The 15,449-nt window shown below is 73.4% G+C and carries 16 protein-coding genes; 14 read left to right on the top strand and 2 right to left on the bottom strand.

Going from position 1 to position 15,449, the window contains the following annotated elements; translation table 11 throughout:
- Positions 1-280 precede the first annotated feature (280 nt).
- The 7 genes from ACIRD3_RS10225 to ACIRD3_RS10195 all read left to right on the top strand — a co-directional run bounded on the left by ACIRD3_RS10225 (position 281) and on the right by ACIRD3_RS10195 (position 8,521).
- Positions 281-847, top strand: a complete 567-nt coding sequence (locus ACIRD3_RS10225; protein ID WP_402213861.1) for a flavoprotein — start codon at positions 281-283, stop codon at positions 845-847.
- Between the two features lie 40 nt (positions 848-887).
- On the top strand, positions 888-3,869 hold the full coding sequence (locus tag ACIRD3_RS10220) for an ATP-binding protein (RefSeq protein WP_402213859.1): 2,982 nt from the start codon (positions 888-890) through the stop codon (positions 3,867-3,869).
- A 92-nt stretch (positions 3,870-3,961) separates the two neighbouring features.
- Positions 3,962-6,823, top strand: a complete 2,862-nt coding sequence (gene lanM, locus ACIRD3_RS10215) for a type 2 lanthipeptide synthetase LanM (RefSeq protein ID WP_402213857.1) — start codon at positions 3,962-3,964, stop codon at positions 6,821-6,823.
- On the top strand, positions 6,777-6,950 hold the full coding sequence (locus ACIRD3_RS10210; RefSeq protein ID WP_402213856.1) for a hypothetical protein: 174 nt from the start codon (positions 6,777-6,779) through the stop codon (positions 6,948-6,950). Before lanM ends, ACIRD3_RS10210 begins: the two co-directional genes overlap by 47 nt.
- 225 nt (positions 6,951-7,175) lie before the next feature.
- Positions 7,176-7,637 carry an SRPBCC domain-containing protein gene (locus ACIRD3_RS10205; RefSeq protein ID WP_402213854.1) on the top strand — a complete coding sequence of 154 codons (462 nt, stop codon included), beginning with the start codon at positions 7,176-7,178 and terminating at the stop codon, positions 7,635-7,637.
- On the top strand, positions 7,634-8,008 hold the full coding sequence (locus ACIRD3_RS10200; protein WP_402213852.1) for an ArsR/SmtB family transcription factor: 375 nt from the start codon (positions 7,634-7,636) through the stop codon (positions 8,006-8,008). The genes ACIRD3_RS10205 and ACIRD3_RS10200 overlap by 4 nt, the downstream gene beginning before the upstream one ends.
- Positions 8,009-8,077: 69 nt before the next feature.
- Positions 8,078-8,521 (top strand): SRPBCC domain-containing protein, encoded by a 444-nt coding sequence (locus ACIRD3_RS10195; RefSeq protein WP_402213850.1) that lies wholly within the window; start codon positions 8,078-8,080, stop codon positions 8,519-8,521.
- A gap of 278 nt (positions 8,522-8,799) precedes the next feature.
- Here the strand turns inward: ACIRD3_RS10195 and ACIRD3_RS10190 are convergent, their stop codons facing one another.
- Positions 8,800-9,318, bottom strand: coding sequence for a winged helix-turn-helix transcriptional regulator (locus ACIRD3_RS10190; protein ID WP_402213849.1), 519 nt, complete (start codon positions 9,316-9,318; stop codon positions 8,800-8,802).
- A gap of 99 nt (positions 9,319-9,417) precedes the next feature.
- Here ACIRD3_RS10190 and ACIRD3_RS10185 point away from each other — a divergent pair, with 99 nt between their 5' ends.
- The 5 genes from ACIRD3_RS10185 (at position 9,418) to ACIRD3_RS10165 (ending at position 11,837) form a co-directional block, all read left to right on the top strand.
- Positions 9,418-10,203, top strand: coding sequence for an SDR family oxidoreductase (locus ACIRD3_RS10185; RefSeq protein WP_402213847.1), 786 nt, complete (start codon positions 9,418-9,420; stop codon positions 10,201-10,203).
- Between the two features lie 25 nt (positions 10,204-10,228).
- Positions 10,229-10,588: a nuclear transport factor 2 family protein gene (locus ACIRD3_RS10180; protein ID WP_402213845.1), complete on the top strand. Its 360-nt coding sequence runs from the start codon at positions 10,229-10,231 to the stop codon at positions 10,586-10,588.
- 114 nt (positions 10,589-10,702) lie between these two features.
- Positions 10,703-11,143, top strand: a complete 441-nt coding sequence (locus ACIRD3_RS10175; protein WP_402213844.1) for an SRPBCC family protein — start codon at positions 10,703-10,705, stop codon at positions 11,141-11,143.
- Entirely contained in the window at positions 11,140-11,337 is a 198-nt protein-coding gene (locus tag ACIRD3_RS10170) for a hypothetical protein (RefSeq protein WP_402213842.1), read from the top strand. Before ACIRD3_RS10175 ends, ACIRD3_RS10170 begins: the two co-directional genes overlap by 4 nt.
- Before the next feature lie 209 nt (positions 11,338-11,546).
- Positions 11,547-11,837, top strand: a complete 291-nt coding sequence (locus ACIRD3_RS10165) for a hypothetical protein (protein WP_402214047.1) — start codon at positions 11,547-11,549, stop codon at positions 11,835-11,837.
- A 90-nt stretch (positions 11,838-11,927) separates the two neighbouring features.
- On the opposite strand, the gene ACIRD3_RS10160 is transcribed toward ACIRD3_RS10165, so the two are convergent.
- Positions 11,928-12,461, bottom strand: a complete 534-nt coding sequence (locus ACIRD3_RS10160; RefSeq protein WP_402213840.1) for a MarR family transcriptional regulator — start codon at positions 12,459-12,461, stop codon at positions 11,928-11,930.
- Between the two features lie 63 nt (positions 12,462-12,524).
- Between ACIRD3_RS10160 and ACIRD3_RS10155 the strand changes: the two genes are divergently transcribed.
- Both ACIRD3_RS10155 and ACIRD3_RS10150 read left to right on the top strand, forming a co-directional pair.
- Entirely contained in the window at positions 12,525-14,648 is a 2,124-nt protein-coding gene (locus tag ACIRD3_RS10155) for an MMPL family transporter (RefSeq protein WP_402213839.1), read from the top strand.
- 190 nt (positions 14,649-14,838) lie between these two features.
- The gene (locus ACIRD3_RS10150) at positions 14,839-15,372 is read left to right on the top strand and encodes a DUF4383 domain-containing protein (RefSeq protein ID WP_402213837.1); all 534 of its coding nucleotides are present in this window, start codon (positions 14,839-14,841) and stop codon (positions 15,370-15,372) included.
- The last annotated feature ends 77 nt before the right edge of the window (positions 15,373-15,449 follow it).

Here is a 15,449-nt window from a genome sequence, read left to right as displayed (position 1 = left end):
TGTCACCGGGTCAGCAGACCACGAGGACGTACGACGCCGGCGAGGTGAGCTTGATGGAACCGGTCTTGCGCACAGTGATCTTCTTCATGGTTCGACTCCCTTGATGGAGAGGTGGGTTGGCGCCGGCCGCCCTGGTGGCGGATCGGCGGGTCCGACGATGGCACGGCGCCCGGCGGGCGGACATGGGTAGTCGGTCCCCGTCTTCCCGCCGTCAGCCGGGACGGAAAACGGGGGTCCGATCCCCATACCGGGGCGGCCGGGTTCGGACACCATCCATGCCATGCGAAATGACGCCCTCTCCGTGATCGCCTGCGGCTCGATCGCGGCCAAGGACCTGCCGAACTACCTCGTCTTCCTCCGCCAGGAGATCGACCTGCCGTTACGGGTCCTGCTGACCGCGAGCGCCGAGCGCTTCGTCCGGCCCCAGGTCCTGGCCTGGCACGCGGACGAGGTGTACGTCGCCGACGACCCGACCCTCAACCCCACCGAGTTCGCGCACCGCTCGCTCGGCCTGGTGGTGCTGCCCGCCACCGCCAACACCCTGGCTGCGGCGGCACTCGGGCTGGCCGCCACGGCGGCCCAGACGGTCCTGCTGGCCCACGAGCGGCCCGCCCTGTTCTTCCCGAACATGAACGGCTCGATGTGGCGCAAGCCCGCGACCCGACGTCACGTCAGTGCGCTGCGCGCCGACGGCCACACCGTGGTCGAGCCGACCGAGCGCGAGATGTTCCTGCTGTGGCAGAAGGAGAACGGCGTCGGGCCTGCCATGCCGATGCCCGACGAGGCCGCCGAGACGGTCGTGAAGTGGCTGGAGGAGGCCCTCAACGGCGACGACGAGTCGGCATAGGGTGCGCCTTGATCGGATCAGCCGACCGGAGGGGATCACGGTGACGGAACCGCGCGTGGACCGGCTCAGTGGATCCCGGCTCAGTGGACTCGTCGGACGCGAGGACGAACTCGCCCTGCTGGACCGCGCACTGCAGGACGCGCGGACGTCGCGGGGCGGCACGGTGTTCGTGACCGGAGAGCCGGGGATCGGGAAGACCAGACTGGCCGGCGAGGCGATCACGCTGGCCCGGGAGGCCGGGATGACCGTGCTCAAGGGCCGCTGCGTCGGCACCGGCCCGGCCGTGCCGTACCGGTCGCTCACCGAGGCACTGCTGTCGCTCGCCCGGGCCGGTGGCGCGCCGCCCGTCGACGCGCTCGGACCGTACCTGCCCGTGCTGGGCCGTCTGGTGCCCGAGTGGGCGCGGGGGGACGCCGCCTGCGACCGGTCGCCGATCGTACTGGCCGAGGCCGTGCTCCGGCTGGCCGCCGCCTGCGGCCGGGAGCGCGGCTGCCTGCTCGTCGTCGACGACCTGCACGACGCGGACCTCGAGACGCTGGCGGTCCTGGAGTACCTGGCGGCCAACCTGGCCCTGCTGCCGGTCGCCGTCGTCGCCACCCTGCGGGACACGCCGAGTGCCGCCCACTCGCTCGCGGACACGCTGGCCCAGCGCGGTGAAGCCGGCCTGGTGAGACTCGGCAGGCTCGGTGCCGCCCAGGTGCACGCGCTGACCGCGAGCTGTCTCGGCTGCCCGCCGGACGAACTGCCGGTGCCGGTGTCCGACCGGGTGCGCGCCGACAGCAGCGGAATCCCGTTCACCGCCGCCGAGTTGATCCGCGGCATGCGCGCCGAGGGCCGACTCGTCCGCGCCGAGGGCCGCTGGCGGCTGGTCGGCACGAGCCGCGCGGCCATCCCGTTCACCCTGGTCCGGGCGGTCGAGCAGCGGGCGGAGCGGCTCGGACCGCAGACGCTGCGGCTGCTGTCGGCCGCCGCCGTGCTGGGCCGCAGCTTCCCGCTGTCGGTGGCGCGGCGCTGCGCCGCGCCGGACGACCACGAGCCCGCCGCCTCCCTGCGCGCCGCCGTCGTCGACGGCCTGCTGGTACCGGACGACGAGCGTGGGCCCGACTGGTACGCCTTCGAGCATCCGCTGACCCAGGAGGCGTTGCTCGACCGGCTCACACCGGCCGACCGGGCCGAGCTCGCCGCCCGGGCCGTGGCAGCCGTGATCGAGCTCGACCCGAGCCTGCCCGGCACCTGGTGCCTGCTGGCCGCGCGGCTGCACGGGCAGGCGGGGGACCGCCGGACCGCCGCCGTCCGCTACCTGGAGGTGGCCCGCCGTGCCCTGGCCGGCCACGGGCCCGGAACGGCGATCGCGGTGCTGCACGAAGCCCGGTCGGCCCTGGGGCCCGGCGACGGATCGGACATCCACCTGTCCGACGACGCCGTACCGGCGGGCGTGCGACGGGAGTTGCTGGAGACCCTGCTGCTCGCCCTGGCGGACGACGGCCGGCTCGACCGGGCCACCGAGGTGGCGCGGCAACTGCGCCGGGCCGACGTCGAGGCCGATCCGGGACGCCGGGTCGAGCTGCACGTGCGGCTGGCCTGGGCGGCGCAGGTGGCCGGGCAGTGGGACGTGGGACTGGAACAGGTCCGCGCGGCCCGGGAGCTGCTGCCCGAGGGGGCGGGCGCGCGGGACACCGCGGGCATCGACGTGGTCGAGGCCTACCTGGTGGTGTCGACGGCGGAGCAGGGGCGGATCGGCCGCAGCGAGTACCTGGCCCGGCGGGCGATCGAGGGCGCGGAACAGCGCGGGGACCCCGCACTGGCCTGCCAGGCCTGGTACGCGATGGGTTTCGCGACCCGCGGGCGCTCCCTGGCCGAATCCGACCGGTGCTTCCGCCGCACGCTGCGGATGGCCGCCGAGAGCCGCCAGGTGAGCTGGCACAACCACGGGCTGATCGGCCTGGGCAGCAACGCCTGGCTCGCCGAGGCCGACCTGGACGGGCTGCACCACGCCCACCAGGAGGCGATGCGAACCGGTTGCGTGAGCCTGGCGCACAACGTCGGGGCGACGCTGGCGCTCGACGCGGTGCTGCGAGCCGACTTCGACCGGGCCGCGGCCCTGCTGGAGGGCTCCAGGGCCGAGACCGAGCGGCTGCAGTTGCACTCGGTGACCCGGTACGCCCTGATGGTGGGTGCGGTGGCCGCAGCCCACCGGGCCCGCCGACCCCAACTGCGGGCGGCGCTCGCCCGGTTCCGGGCCGGCGGGGGGAACGAGTCGCGGGAGGCACCGCTCGTGCTCGGCCTGGCTGAGCTGTTCTGCGCGCTGCTGGAGGAGGACCACGAGCAGGCGGCGGAGCTGGCTGCGCGGCTGGCCGCCGCCGTGCCGCCCGACGAGGAGAACTACTTCCACCTCGCCGGCAGCCACGGACTGGTCCTGCTGCTGTCCGTGCTGGCCGGCCGGGCCGACTGGGCGGAGGTCGAACGGATCAGCGCGAGCCAGGCGGGCCGGATGCGCTGGAACCGGCAGTTCGTCGGCTTGGCCCGGGCGGTCCTGTACGGCCGGGACGGTCGCCCGGCCGAGGCGGTGGCGGCCTGCCGCGCCGCGCAGGCCGACGCGGTGGTCTTCCCGACGGCTCGTCACCTCGGCCTGCGTCTGGTCGCCGACGCCGCGGTCACCGACGGATGGGGGGCGGTCCGGGACTGGTTGACCGAGGCCGAGACGTACTTCCACCACGCGGGCGCCGACGCCGTCGCCGCCGCGTGCCGCTCCCGGCTGCGTTCCCTGGGCGCTCCGGTCGGGCAGCGCCGCACCGGCACGGATCGGATTCCGGCCGAACTCGTCGCGCTCGGCGTCACCCTGCGCGAGTACGACGTCTTCTGCCTGCTGGTCGAGCGCGTCGGCAACAAGGCCGTGGCCGCCCGCCTGCAGATCTCCCCCCGGACGGTCGAGAAGCACATCGCCAGTCTGATCGGCAAGACCGGCTCGGCCACCCGCGCCCAGCTGTGCGACTTCGTGGCGGACTTCCTCGCCGCACGGTAGGCCTGCCGGGAATTTGTGAACCACCCTTTCACGAGGGGGTGATGGTGTGTCAGAGTCGTGGAGTGACAGTGCAGGCGACTCCGTCGGTTCCGGTGCCCGCGGCATCCGGCGCCTGGTGGCTGCCCGCCCTGTCGCCGGCCGAGCGCGAGGCCCTGCCGCCCGGACGAACGCCACGCTGGGCCGCGTGGGTGGAACAGGCGCTGCGCCTCGCCGAGTCGGCGCGCGGCGGGCGGATCCGCTCACTCCCCGGGACTGACCCCGAGGGCCTCCTGCTGCATCCGCTGCGGCCGTTCCTACGGACCACCTCCCGCCACTTCACGGCGGTGAACCCTGCCTCGGCGGAGCGGCGAGTGGTGTGGGCCGGTGCACAGCGTCACCTGGCCGACGGCCTGGTGCGGCTGGCCGGACGCACCCTGGTGCAGGAGCTGGGGCACGCGCGCCGGGCCGGAACCCTGACCGGGCAGGACGGCCGGGAGCGGTTCGACGCGTTTCTGCGCGCGGTCGCCGCCGGGCCCGCCCTGGGCGCGGTGCTGCACCGCCACCCCGTGCTGGCCCGGCTGCTGGCCGAACGGTGCATGCGCACCGTGGCCGCAGCCACCGAACTGCTGGAGCGGCTCCACGCGGACCGGGAGCAGCTCGCCGCCGCCCTGCTCGACGGCGAGTCCGGTCGGTTGACCCGGGTCCGCTTCGGGCTGGGGGACCCGCATGCGGCGGGCCGGTCCGTCGCCGTGCTGGAGTTCGCCGGCGGGCGGCGCCTGGTGTACAAGCCGCGCCCGCTCGGTCTGCACGCCCGGTGGAACGAACTGCTCGCGTGGTTCGGCGGACGCCGACCCCGACTGGCGGCGCGGGCCGTCCGGTTGCTGCCGCGGGCGGGGTACGGCTGGGCCGAGTACGTCGCGCCGCTGCCGTGCCGCTCCCACGCCGACGTCGGGCGGTTCTACGAGCGGCTCGGCGCCCAGCTCGCGCTGCTGCACGCGGTGAACGCGGTCGACATCCATGCCGAGAACCTCATCGCCGCGCGCGACCAGCCGGTCGTGGTGGACGTGGAGACGCTGTTCCACCCGTGCTGGGTGCCCGTCACCGACGGCGGCGCCGATCCGGCCGCCCGAGCGCTCGCCGAGTCCGTGCAGCGGACCATGGTGCTGCCGAACCCGCGCTTCGGCGACGTCGGTTCCCTCGACCTCTCGGCACTCGGCGGCCAGGCCGACCAGTGGACGCCGGACCCGGTGCCCGGGTGGGCGGACGCGGGCACCGACCTGATGCGGCTGGTCCGCCGCCCGGCCCGCTGGCCGGGTGCCGACAACCGCCCGATGCTGGCCGGGAGACCCGCCGATCCGGCCGAACAGCTCGACCGGCTGCTGGACGGATTCCGCGCCGGCTACCGGGCGATCGCCGCACATGCCGATGAACTGCTCGGTGAGCAGGGGCTGTTGTCCCGATTCGCCGGCGAGACGGTGCGCCTGGTCGCGCGGCCCAGTCAGAGCTATGCGACGCTGCTCGCCGAGGCGACCGAACCGGAGCTGCTGTGCGACCGCTCCGGTCGGGAACGGGCCTTCGCCGCACTGTACGACGAGACCGGCTACCCGCACCTGCGCGCGCTGGCGCCCCACGAACTCACCGACCTGCTCGCCGGCGACATCCCGCTCTTCACCACGACCCCCGCCACCCGCACCCTGCGGACCTGGGACGGCCGTGAACTCCCCCTCATGCTCGACGAATCCGGGCTGACGGCCGCCACCAGGACGATCCGGGGGATGTCGGAGAGCGACCTCGACCGGCAGGCATGGCTGATCCGCGCCTCCCTGGCCGCCGTTCGCCGCTCTCCGGGGCGCCATGCTCCGGGGCCGCAAGCTCCGGGCCGGCATGCTCCGGGGCGGCCCGCTGCCGCATCCGAGGACGCCGACGACCGAGACCTCGGGGCCCAGGCGCTGGAGCTCGCAGAAGGGATCGGGGAGGACCTGCTCGCCCGGGCTTGTCGGGGCGGGGGCCGGGTGAACTGGCTCGGACTGCAGGAGGCCGGGCCAGGACAGTGGGCGGTGTTGCCGATGGGCATGGCGCTCGGCGACGGCTACACCGGCCCGGCGCTGTTCCTCGCCGAACTGGGCCGGCTCACCGGGGCGGTCCGCTATCAGGAGGCCGCCGACCAGGCCGTCCGCGTCCTCCCCCGGCTCCTGGGGCTCCTGGCCGAGCACCCCGAACTCGCGCGTGCCGTGGGGCCGGGCGGCTTCTCCGGGCTCGGCGGCATCAGCTACGCCACCGCCCGGCTCGCCGCCCTGCTGGACTCCCGGGAGCTGAGCGCCGCCCTGCCCGCGGGCCTCGCCGCACTCCACACGGCCGCCGTCGACCCGGCAGCCCCCACGGACGTCGCCGACGGCCTGGCCGGTGCCCTGCTCGCGGCCGAGGCCGTGCACGCCCAGACGCGGCTGCCGGCAGCCGCCGAACTCGCCCACACCGTCCGGACCTTGGCGGGCCACCGGCCCCGTCCCGAGCGGTCCGGGTTCCTCCACGGCCGCGAGGGCGTCGCCTGGGCCCTGCGGGAGCGGGCGGCGGTGGACCCGGCGGACCCCGACGGCCCCGGCCGGCCGACGCCGGACCACTCGCTCCGCCACGGCGAACTCGGCTTGCTGGAACCACTGGTGGAGCTGGTGCCGACGGATGCCGGCCGGCACCGTACGGCCGCTCGACTGGTGCGGTCCGTCCACCGGCACGGCGCCCGTTGCGGCACCCCCGGCGAGGTGCCCACCCCCGGCCTGCTGACCGGACTGGCCGGCATCGGCTACGGCCTGCTGCGGCTCGGCTTCGGCCCCAGGATCCCCTCGGTGCTGCTGTTGCGACCAGCAGCGGCACCGAGGCCCGTCGAACGAGAGGGAGGGCATCACCATGATGGACGGCGATCTGCTCGACAGAGTGGGCAACGAGCTGCAGGAGACCGGCGAGCGTCGCACGGAGGCTGACCACGCGGGCCGCCGGGCCCGGCTGCGGGTGGCGATCCTCGCCGGCCGGACCGTCGGCTCGGCCGGCGTGGTCGTCCTGGGCCAGGCGGAGCCGAACACCAGCACCGTCGCGAGCATCGTCATCTGAGACGGCGTCCTTGTCCGTGACGGGGGGTGGGGCCGCCCTCGGCCGGCCCCACCCCCCGGCGGGCCACCCGACCGGCTCTCCTCCACCGCGCCCACCCACCACCACTCCGTCGCCCTTGGCGCTGCTCGCGAGGCGCATCCGCTCCAGAGCAACCAAAGGTTGCGCATTGCGGGGGAGCGGCCTAGGGTTACATGCAACCAAAGGTTGCGAGAGGAGGAGAGCGGGATGGAGTACGGCAGCATCGAGCGGGAGATCCGCGTCGAGGCCACGCCCGAGGTGGTCTACGAGGTCATCAGCACGCCCGAGCACCTGCAGGAGTGGTGGCCGGACGAGGCGGACCTCAAGCCGGTCCCGGGAGCCACCGGGTCCATCTCGTTCGGTGCGGGGACACCGGACGAGAAGGTCGTGCCACTGACGGTGGTGGAGGCCGACCCGCCCCGGCGGTTCAGCTTCCGCTGGGCCCACGGCGAGGGCGAGGCGGCGACGCCGGTCAGCTCGTTCCTGGTGACCTTCGACCTGGTCCCGTCGGACGGCGGCACGCTGCTGCGGTTCACCGAGACGGGCTTCCGGGAGAAGGGCTGGGAGGCGGCCGTCCTGGAGGAGGCGTACCAGGACCACGTCCGCGGCTGGGACCACTTCCTGCCCCGGCTCGTCGCGTACGCCGCCCGGGTCGGGACGCGGCCGTGAGCGTGGTCGTCGACGACGAGCTCTGGTCCGCGGTGGGGGACCCCATCCGGCGGCGGATGCTCGACCTGCTCTTGAGCGGCGGCGGCGGGACGGCCACCACCCTGAGTGAGCACCTGCCGGTCACCCGGCAGGCCGTCGCCAAGCACCTCGGCGTGCTCGGTCGCGTCGGGCTCGTCCACGACACGCCGTCCGGACGCGAGCGGCGCTACGAGGTCGACGAGGCCCAACTCGCCCGCGCCGTCGCACAGCTGTCGTCGGTCGGCGCCGCCTGGGACGCCCGACTGCACCGCATCAAGCGGATCGCCGAGGCCGTCCAGCGGGGCAAGGAGGCCAACCAGGAGGACGGCGGGACGAACAGCCGGAAGAGCTGAGCCCGCAGGCACGCACGGAGGAGCGAAGGCGCCCGGGAACGGGTGGCCGTACGAGAGAGAGGCACCGCGATGGCGGACATCCTGCACCGGATCGGAGTCACGGCGTCCCCGGACGCCGTCCACACGGCCCTGACCACGGTCGACGGACTGGCGAGCTGGTGGACCGAGGAGACGGAGGGCGATGCCGGCATCGGCGGCGTGGTCCGGTTCCGCTTCGGCCCGCCCGGCGGCTTCGACATGAAGGTCCTGGAGGCCGAGCCCGGCCGACGGGTGCTCTGGGAGGTGATCGACGGTCCCGAGGAGTGGATCGGCACCCGGGTCCGGTTCGACCTCAAGCGGGAGGACGACTTCACCATCGTGCTGTTCCGGCACGAGGGTTGGCGGGAGCCGGTGGAGTTCATGTACCACTGCAGCACCAAGTGGGCCACGTTCCTGATGAGCCTCAAGGCCGTGCTGGAGACCGGCGCGGGTCAGCCCGCACCGCGCGACGTCAGGATCGGCAACTGGCACTGACCGGCACGGCCGGGCGCGGCGCACGCCGAGGGCCGAGGGGCATCCCCTCGGCCCTCGGTCCCAAGAAATCATCTTCCTCGCCCGAACCCGGGCCACGGTCCACCCTCGCGATCCCCGTGCCTCCGCCGGCCACCGCCCTACGGTCGGTCGGTGCTGCGGCGCCACTCGCTGAAACAGCCCGCCAGGTCCGTGCCCCGAGCCGGTGCCGCGGGGCTGGTCAGGCGCAGCCCCGCGCTCGTGGCCCCGCTCAAGGCTGCGCGAGGTCCTTCCGGGCGGACTTACGCCTCTTCCGCGGGAACGGCCGACCGTGAGGCGTAGCGGGTTCGCATCGCGTCGCTGGCTGCGGGGCCCGCGGTGAAGACGTAGGCGGTGCTGTCGTCGAGTCGGCGGCCGGTTCTGGCGTCGACGACCACGGGCTCGACTTCCTCGCCGCTGTGCGCGTCGACGAGGATCATGCTGCGCTCCGTCGGCGTGAGACGGGAGTTGCCCCACGCGGCCAGGGCGACGATCACCGGGCGCAGGGAGCGCCCGAGTTCGGTCAGGACGTACTCGTGCCGGACGGGGTTGGTCTGGTAGGGCCGGCGCTCCAGCAGACCGTCCGCGACCAGGGCCTTCAACCGGGTGGTGAGCATGCTGGAGGAGATGCCCAGGCTCTCCTGGAACTGGTCGAAGCGGGTGTAGCCGTCGAAGGCGTCGTGGAGGATCAGCAGTGTCCACCACTCCCCGACGTGTTCCACCGTCGTGGACAGCGGGCACTCCCGGTCCTCCAGCCTGATCCGGCTTGCCACGGCGACCATCCCCTCAGTTACTGCTAATGTCGAAGTTAGTAGCTTCTATTTTAGCAGTTGAGGCGGGAGCGGAGCCTCGCATCCCCGCGCCCGGGAACGGAGCACAACGTGACCACGTCCATCAGTGAATCCCTCGAAGGCCGACGCGCTCTGGTCACCGGCGGCACCAAGGGCACCGGAGCCGCGATCGCCCGGCGGCTCGCCGAGGCCGGCGCGACCGTGCTGGTCACCGCCCGCAGCCGCCCCGACAACGTCGAGGAGAAGACGTTCATCACCGCCGACCTGTCCACCACCCAGGGCGCCGCCCACGTCGCCGCCGAGGTGGACGCCCGCACGGGAGGCGTCGACATCCTGGTCAACACCCTCGGCGGCTCCGAGGCACCAGCAGGAGGATTCGCCACCCTCGGCGAGGACGACTGGGCAAAGGAGCTGAACACGAACCTGCTGGCCGCCGTCCGCCTGGACCGCGCGCTCCTCCCGCACATGATCGCCAAGGGCAAGGGCGCGGTCGTGCACGTCACCTCGATCCAGCGCCGCATGCCGCTGTGGAACGGCACTCTGGCCTACGCCGCCGCCAAGGCCGCCCTGACCACCTACAGCAAGGGCCTGGCCAACCAGGTCGCCCCGCACGGCGTCCGCGTCAACACCGTCTCGCCCGGCTTCGTCCAGACCTCGGCCGCCGACAACCTCGTCACACGGATCGCCCACGAGGCCGGCATCACTCGGGAAGCCGCGCTGGGCCGGCTCATGGACTCCCTGGGAGGCATCCCGCTCGGCCGTCCCGACCGGCCCGAGGAGGTCGCCGAACTCGTCGCCTTCCTCGTCTCGGACCGCGCCTCGGCCATCGTCGGCGCCGAACACGTCATCGACGGCGGCACCACCCCCACCGTCTGAACCGGCCGCCACCACCAGGAGCGTCATGCACGACGACCAGCCCCGGACCATCACCCCGGACGACCTGCCCGAGGTGATCACCCGCTACCTCACGGCGCACCGCGTCCACGACACCGCCACCGCGGTCACGACGTTCACCGACGACGCCACAGTGATCGACGACGGCAACACCTACCAGGGAAGCGCCGCGATCGAGCGGTGGCTGGATCGATCCGCCACCGAATTCACCTACACCATCCACCTCACGAACGCCCACCGGACCGACACGGCCCACTACGTCGCCACACAGCACCTCGAAGGCGACTTCCCCGGCGGCACCATCGATCTGCGCTACCGGTTCACGCTGCGCGACGACCTCATCGAACACCTCGCCATCGAACCCTGAACCCGTTCCCGTCCCCGATGAGCCCCGATCCGGGCCGACCGCCATCCGATCCGCCCGGGACGACGAATGAAGGAGGAAAGAGGAGGCCGGGCCGCACCCGAGAGGAACACCACGATGGTCACCGTCGAGCGGAGCATCACCGTCGACCGACCCACCGCCGACGTGCTCGCGTACCTGGCGGACTTCGCCAACGCGGCGGAGTGGGACCCGGGCACCGAGAGCTGCACCCGGGTCGGCAGCGGTCCGGTCGCGCCCGGCGCGACCTGGCTCAACGTCTCGCGCTTCCGCGGCCGCCGGACCCGGCTCACCTACACCCTGGAGAGCTACCAGCCGGACCGGCTCCTCTTCGTCGGCCGCAACCGCACGGTCACCGCGACCGACGACATGACGCTGCGCCCGGTGGACGGCGGGACGCTGCTGGTCTACCGCGCCCGGCTGCGGTTCCACGGCCTCGCCCGGCTCGCCGCGCCGTTCCTGCGGCCCGCCTTCGACCGGCTGGCCGACCGGGTCGCGGAGCGTCTGCCCGCGGTTCTGGAAGCCGAGGAACGGAGGTGACCGTCATGCCCGGACGCGGCCCCGGCCGGCCCCGCGACCTGGTGGACCGGATAGCCCGGGCCGTCGCCGAGAACGACCCGGTCACGCTGGAGATCCTGTTGACCGCGCTGGAGGCGGTGGCCGATCCGCCGATGCTCGCCCGCCTGGACGCCGCGATGGGCCGGGTGACGGTCCCGCGCCAGCGGCGCTCCTGACCCCCCGTGCTGGGGGCCGCCGCTTCGCACGGGGCGGCGGCCCACACTGGTCCGCGTCCTGCGGGGCGCCTCCCGGGGCCCGCACCGTCGAAGGCCCGGCTCCGGGAGGCCTACGGGTGCGCAATCGATGCGACTGCCGATCCGGCGGCTGCCGTGTGCACCCTGAGGTCCAGGGGCATCTCGACGAAGACAGGGAGTTGATCACCATGGTGATCGTCCGCAAGCTTCACGAAGCCGGTATCACCAGCGAGCACGCCTACGCGGCCGCGCTCGGCTCGGTGGGACTTTCCCTCGCGAGCTGGGTCGTGTCGATGAAGGCGGAGCAGGCCGGCGTCGAACGGGCCGACCGGTGGGGGATCTTCGTCGGTGAATGGGCACCGACCTTCTTCGGCCTGGGTCTGGCCCTCGCGCACTACGAGGCCAGGGCGACGGTCGACGAGGCGGGGGACCACCGCAGTACCCGGTTCGACCGCCGCGTGGGTACCGCCGGAGCCGGCTGAGTGCCGGCACCGGCCGCGCCCGCCCCCGGTCGGGCAGGCCCGGATCCGACCCCGGCCCGGTGCGTGGAGCACCGGGCCGGGGTGTCTCTCTCAGCCCTGGCTGCCCTGCTCGAGGTATCGGCGGTAGGCGACCGCCACGTTTTCCAAGTACCGCTGGGCGCCGACCCGTTCGGCGTCGCTGAGGCCTCCGGACGCCCCGAGCACCAGATCCAGCAGGGGGGTGAGCTCGCCCATCACGTGGGCGAAGCCGCTCTCCGTGACGTCCAGGATCTGCCGGCGCCGGTCGTCGGGGTGGGGTCGACGGGTCATGTGGCCCTCCGACACCAGCCGGTTCACCGACTGCGTCCCGGCGGCGCTGGTGACTCCGAGCCGTCGTGAGAGCTCGACCGGTCCGATCGGCTCGCCGGAGTTCTTGGCGATGACCACGTGCTCGACCGCCTCGACGTGCGTCAACGGCATGTGCAGCCGCTCGGCGAGTGCGGCGCGCGCCAACTGGGTGAGGGTCAGCACTTCGCGCAGCGCGGCGGAGAGCTCGTCACCCGCGGGTCCGCCGGATCGCGGTGCCTCTCGGCCGGTGGTCCGGTCCGAGTCGGTGCCGGGTCCGGACGAGTGGTGTTGCGCCATGTCGGCAATTCTGACACGGTGGGGATCGCTAAGTTACTTAACGACTTTAGAGGGTGCGTTCCCGTGTCCCGAACCCTGACCGGCAGCCCGCGCCGGTCCACCCCCAGCACCGACCACACCGTGGGGCCCGAGCACCCCCGCAGCGTCGCGTGGCTGGTCCTCCTGCTGACCGTCATCGGACTGGGCGCGGCCTTCGCCCTGGGCCCCTCCGGCGCCACCACCACCGAGGCCACCGGCACCTCCCTCCCCTCCTCGTCGCAGTCCGCCAAGGTCGCCGAGATCGTCAGGACCTTCCCCACCGGCGCCGTCGCCCCCGCCATCGTCGTCTACAGCAACACCGACGGCAGTCCCCTCACCGCCGCTCAGCAGGCAGTCGTCGCCGAGCGGGCCGCATCCCTCGGCGCGCTCGGACTGGCGCCCGAAGCCGCCCGCCCGCAGGTCCTCGAGGACAAGGCCGCCACCGTCGCCGTCCTGCTGCCGACCGACGCGGGCGACGACGAGAACACCGCGGCCATCGACCACATCCGGCAGAGCGCCTCCGAGAGCCTCGTCGCGCCCCTGCAGGCCCAGGTCACCGGCGGACCCGCCTTCCGGGCCGACGTCACCAAGGTCTTCGCAGGCGCCGACGGCACGCTGCTGATCGCCACCGCCTCGGTCGTCGCCGTCCTGCTGCTGATCACCTACCGCAGCCCCGTCCTGTGGCTGGTGCCGCTGCTCGTCGTCGGTGCGGGCGACCGCATGGCCGGCATCCTGGTCGGCGTCCTCGCCCCGCACGCCGGCGTCGAGGTCGACGCCTCCGCCGCCGGAATCCTCTCCGTCCTCGTCTTCGGCGCCGGGACCGACTACGCCCTGCTCCTGGTCTCCCGATACCGCGACGAACTCCACCTCGGCGACGACCGGTTCACCGCCATGGCACGGGCCTGGCGCGGCACCGCCCCCGCCGTCCTCGCCAGCGGCACCACCGTCGTCCTCAGCCTCCTCACGCTGCTGGCCGCCGAACTCACGGGCAACCGCGGACTCGGATTCGCAGGCGCCGTCGGCATCCTCACCGCGATGCTCTTCGGCCTGGTGGTCCTTCCCGCCGCCCTCGTCCTGCCCGGTAGGTGGCTGTTCTGGCCGCTGATCCCCAAGGTCGGGGACCCCGTGACCGCCGACCGTCGGGGCCTGTGGTCGCGCATCGGCCGCGGCGTCGCCAAGCGGCCGGCCCAGGTCGCCGTCGCGGGAACCGCCGTCCTTCTGGTCCTCGCCTCCGGAGCGCTCGGCCTCACCACCGGCCTGCCCCAGGCCGACTCCTTCCGGAAGACCCCCGAAGCCGTCCTCGGGCAGCGCACCCTCGCCGCCCTCCAGCCCGCCGGCGCCGTCGACCCCCTGACCCTCGTCTCCAGCACCGCCACGGGCGACCAGGTCGTCGACGCCGCCCGCCAGGTCCCCGGCGTCTCCTCCGTCACCCCCGCCCGGCCCACCGACCGCTGGGCCCGCGCCGACGTCGTCCTCGACTCCGCCCCCGGAACCGACGCCTCCGACCGCACCATCGACCGGTTGCGCGGGCGCGTCGCCCGAGTCCCCGGCTCCGACGCCCTGGTCGGCGGAACCACCGCCGAGGCCTACGACACCTCCCGCGCCAACGCCCACGACACCCGCGTCGTCGTCCCACTCGTCCTCGCGATCGTCCTCGTCGTGCTGATCGCCCTGCTGCGCGCGCTCGTCGCACCGGTCCTGCTGGTCGCGACCGTCGTCATCTCCTATTTCGCCGCCCTCGGCGCCAGCTGGACGGTCTTCCGCGCGTTCTACGACTTCCCCGCGATGGACACCAACGTCCCCCTGCTGTCGTTCCTCTTCCTCGTCGCACTCGGGGTCGACTACAACATCTTCCTCATCGCCCGCACCCGCGAGGACACCGTCGCCGGCCACGACACCCGCCGCGCGGTCCTGCGCGCCCTCGCCTCCACCGGAGGCGTCATCACCAGCGCCGGAATCCTCCTGGCCGCCGTGTTCGCCGTCCTCGGCGTGCTGCCGCTCATCACCCTCACCCAGATCGGCATCATCGTCGGCATCGGCGTGCTGCTCGACACCCTCCTGGTGCGCACGGTCCTCGTCCCCGCGCTGGTCCTGCTCACCGGGCGGCGCTTCTGGTGGCCGGGCAGGCCCGAGAGCGCCCTTCCCGCCGACGACCCCTCGGCGACGTGAGCCGGCGGGACGGCGCGCCGACACCCCTCCGGCGCGCCGTCCCGCCCTAGCCCCCTCCCCGGCCCCGCCCCGTCGCACCGACGCGGCACGCCGAACGGTGCGTGATCGCTGCAAGTGTCGAACGGTTCGGTGACCCGTGAACGTGGGAATCCGGAGGCACCGGCCTCCGGATACGCGAAGGAGAGCTGTCATGGACTTCCGCGACGAGCTTCCCGTCGACCACCGACTCGCACGGGTCTACCGGGTGGGCGCAGGCCTGTGCGGCGTTGCCCTGCTGGTGTTCGGCTGCCTCGGTCTGTCCGACGCCCTGCCGTTCTTCAGTACCACCGGAGAGCGCGTGGCGGGCCTGTCGAGCAACGGCCTGCTCAGCCTGATCTCGATCGTCACCGCCGCGGTCCTGATCACCGGAGCCGTGATCGGCGGCAACGTCGCCTCGACGATCAACATCGTGGTGGGCGGCCTGTTCGTGCTGAGCGGGTTCGTCAACCTCGCCCTGCTCGACTCCGGCGCCAACGTCCTGGCCTTCAGGATCCCCAACGTCATCTTCAGCTTCGTCATGGGCCTGATCATCGCCACGTTCGGCATGTACGGTCGCGTCAGCGCCAAGTTGCCGCTCGACAACCCCTACTGGCGACACCGCCACCCCGGGGCGGTGCCCCCCGACGCGGCGCGACAGCTCGCCTCCCCGCCCGGGCGCAACGGCATCGCCGGCCCCGCGCACTGACCCCCGGGGCCGGTGAGGCGTCGGCCCTGACGACGCCTCACCGGCCGCTTCCCGCGCCCCCGCGCCCCACGCTCGAA

Source organism: Kitasatospora sp. NPDC093550, assembly GCF_044764985.1.
GTDB lineage: Bacteria > Actinomycetota > Actinomycetes > Streptomycetales > Streptomycetaceae > Kitasatospora.
This window is presented reverse-complemented; position numbering and strand designations above follow the sequence as displayed.

Bases quoted from the DNA above. Each gene is read 5' to 3' on its own strand.
- ACIRD3_RS10225 (WP_402213861.1), top strand. From the start codon at position 281: ATGCGAAATGACGCCCTCTCCGTGATCGCCTGCGGCTCGATCGCGGCC.
- ACIRD3_RS10205 (WP_402213854.1), top strand. From the start codon at position 7,176: ATGGAGTACGGCAGCATCGAGCGGGAGATCCGCGTCGAGGCCACGCCC.
- ACIRD3_RS10195 (WP_402213850.1), top strand. From the start codon at position 8,078: ATGGCGGACATCCTGCACCGGATCGGAGTCACGGCGTCCCCGGACGCC.
- ACIRD3_RS10190 (WP_402213849.1), bottom strand. From the start codon at position 9,318: ATGGTCGCCGTGGCAAGCCGGATCAGGCTGGAGGACCGGGAGTGCCCG.
- ACIRD3_RS10180 (WP_402213845.1), top strand. From the start codon at position 10,229: ATGCACGACGACCAGCCCCGGACCATCACCCCGGACGACCTGCCCGAG.
- ACIRD3_RS10175 (WP_402213844.1), top strand. From the start codon at position 10,703: ATGGTCACCGTCGAGCGGAGCATCACCGTCGACCGACCCACCGCCGAC.
- ACIRD3_RS10160 (WP_402213840.1), bottom strand. From the start codon at position 12,461: ATGGCGCAACACCACTCGTCCGGACCCGGCACCGACTCGGACCGGACC.
- ACIRD3_RS10150 (WP_402213837.1), top strand. From the start codon at position 14,839: ATGGACTTCCGCGACGAGCTTCCCGTCGACCACCGACTCGCACGGGTC.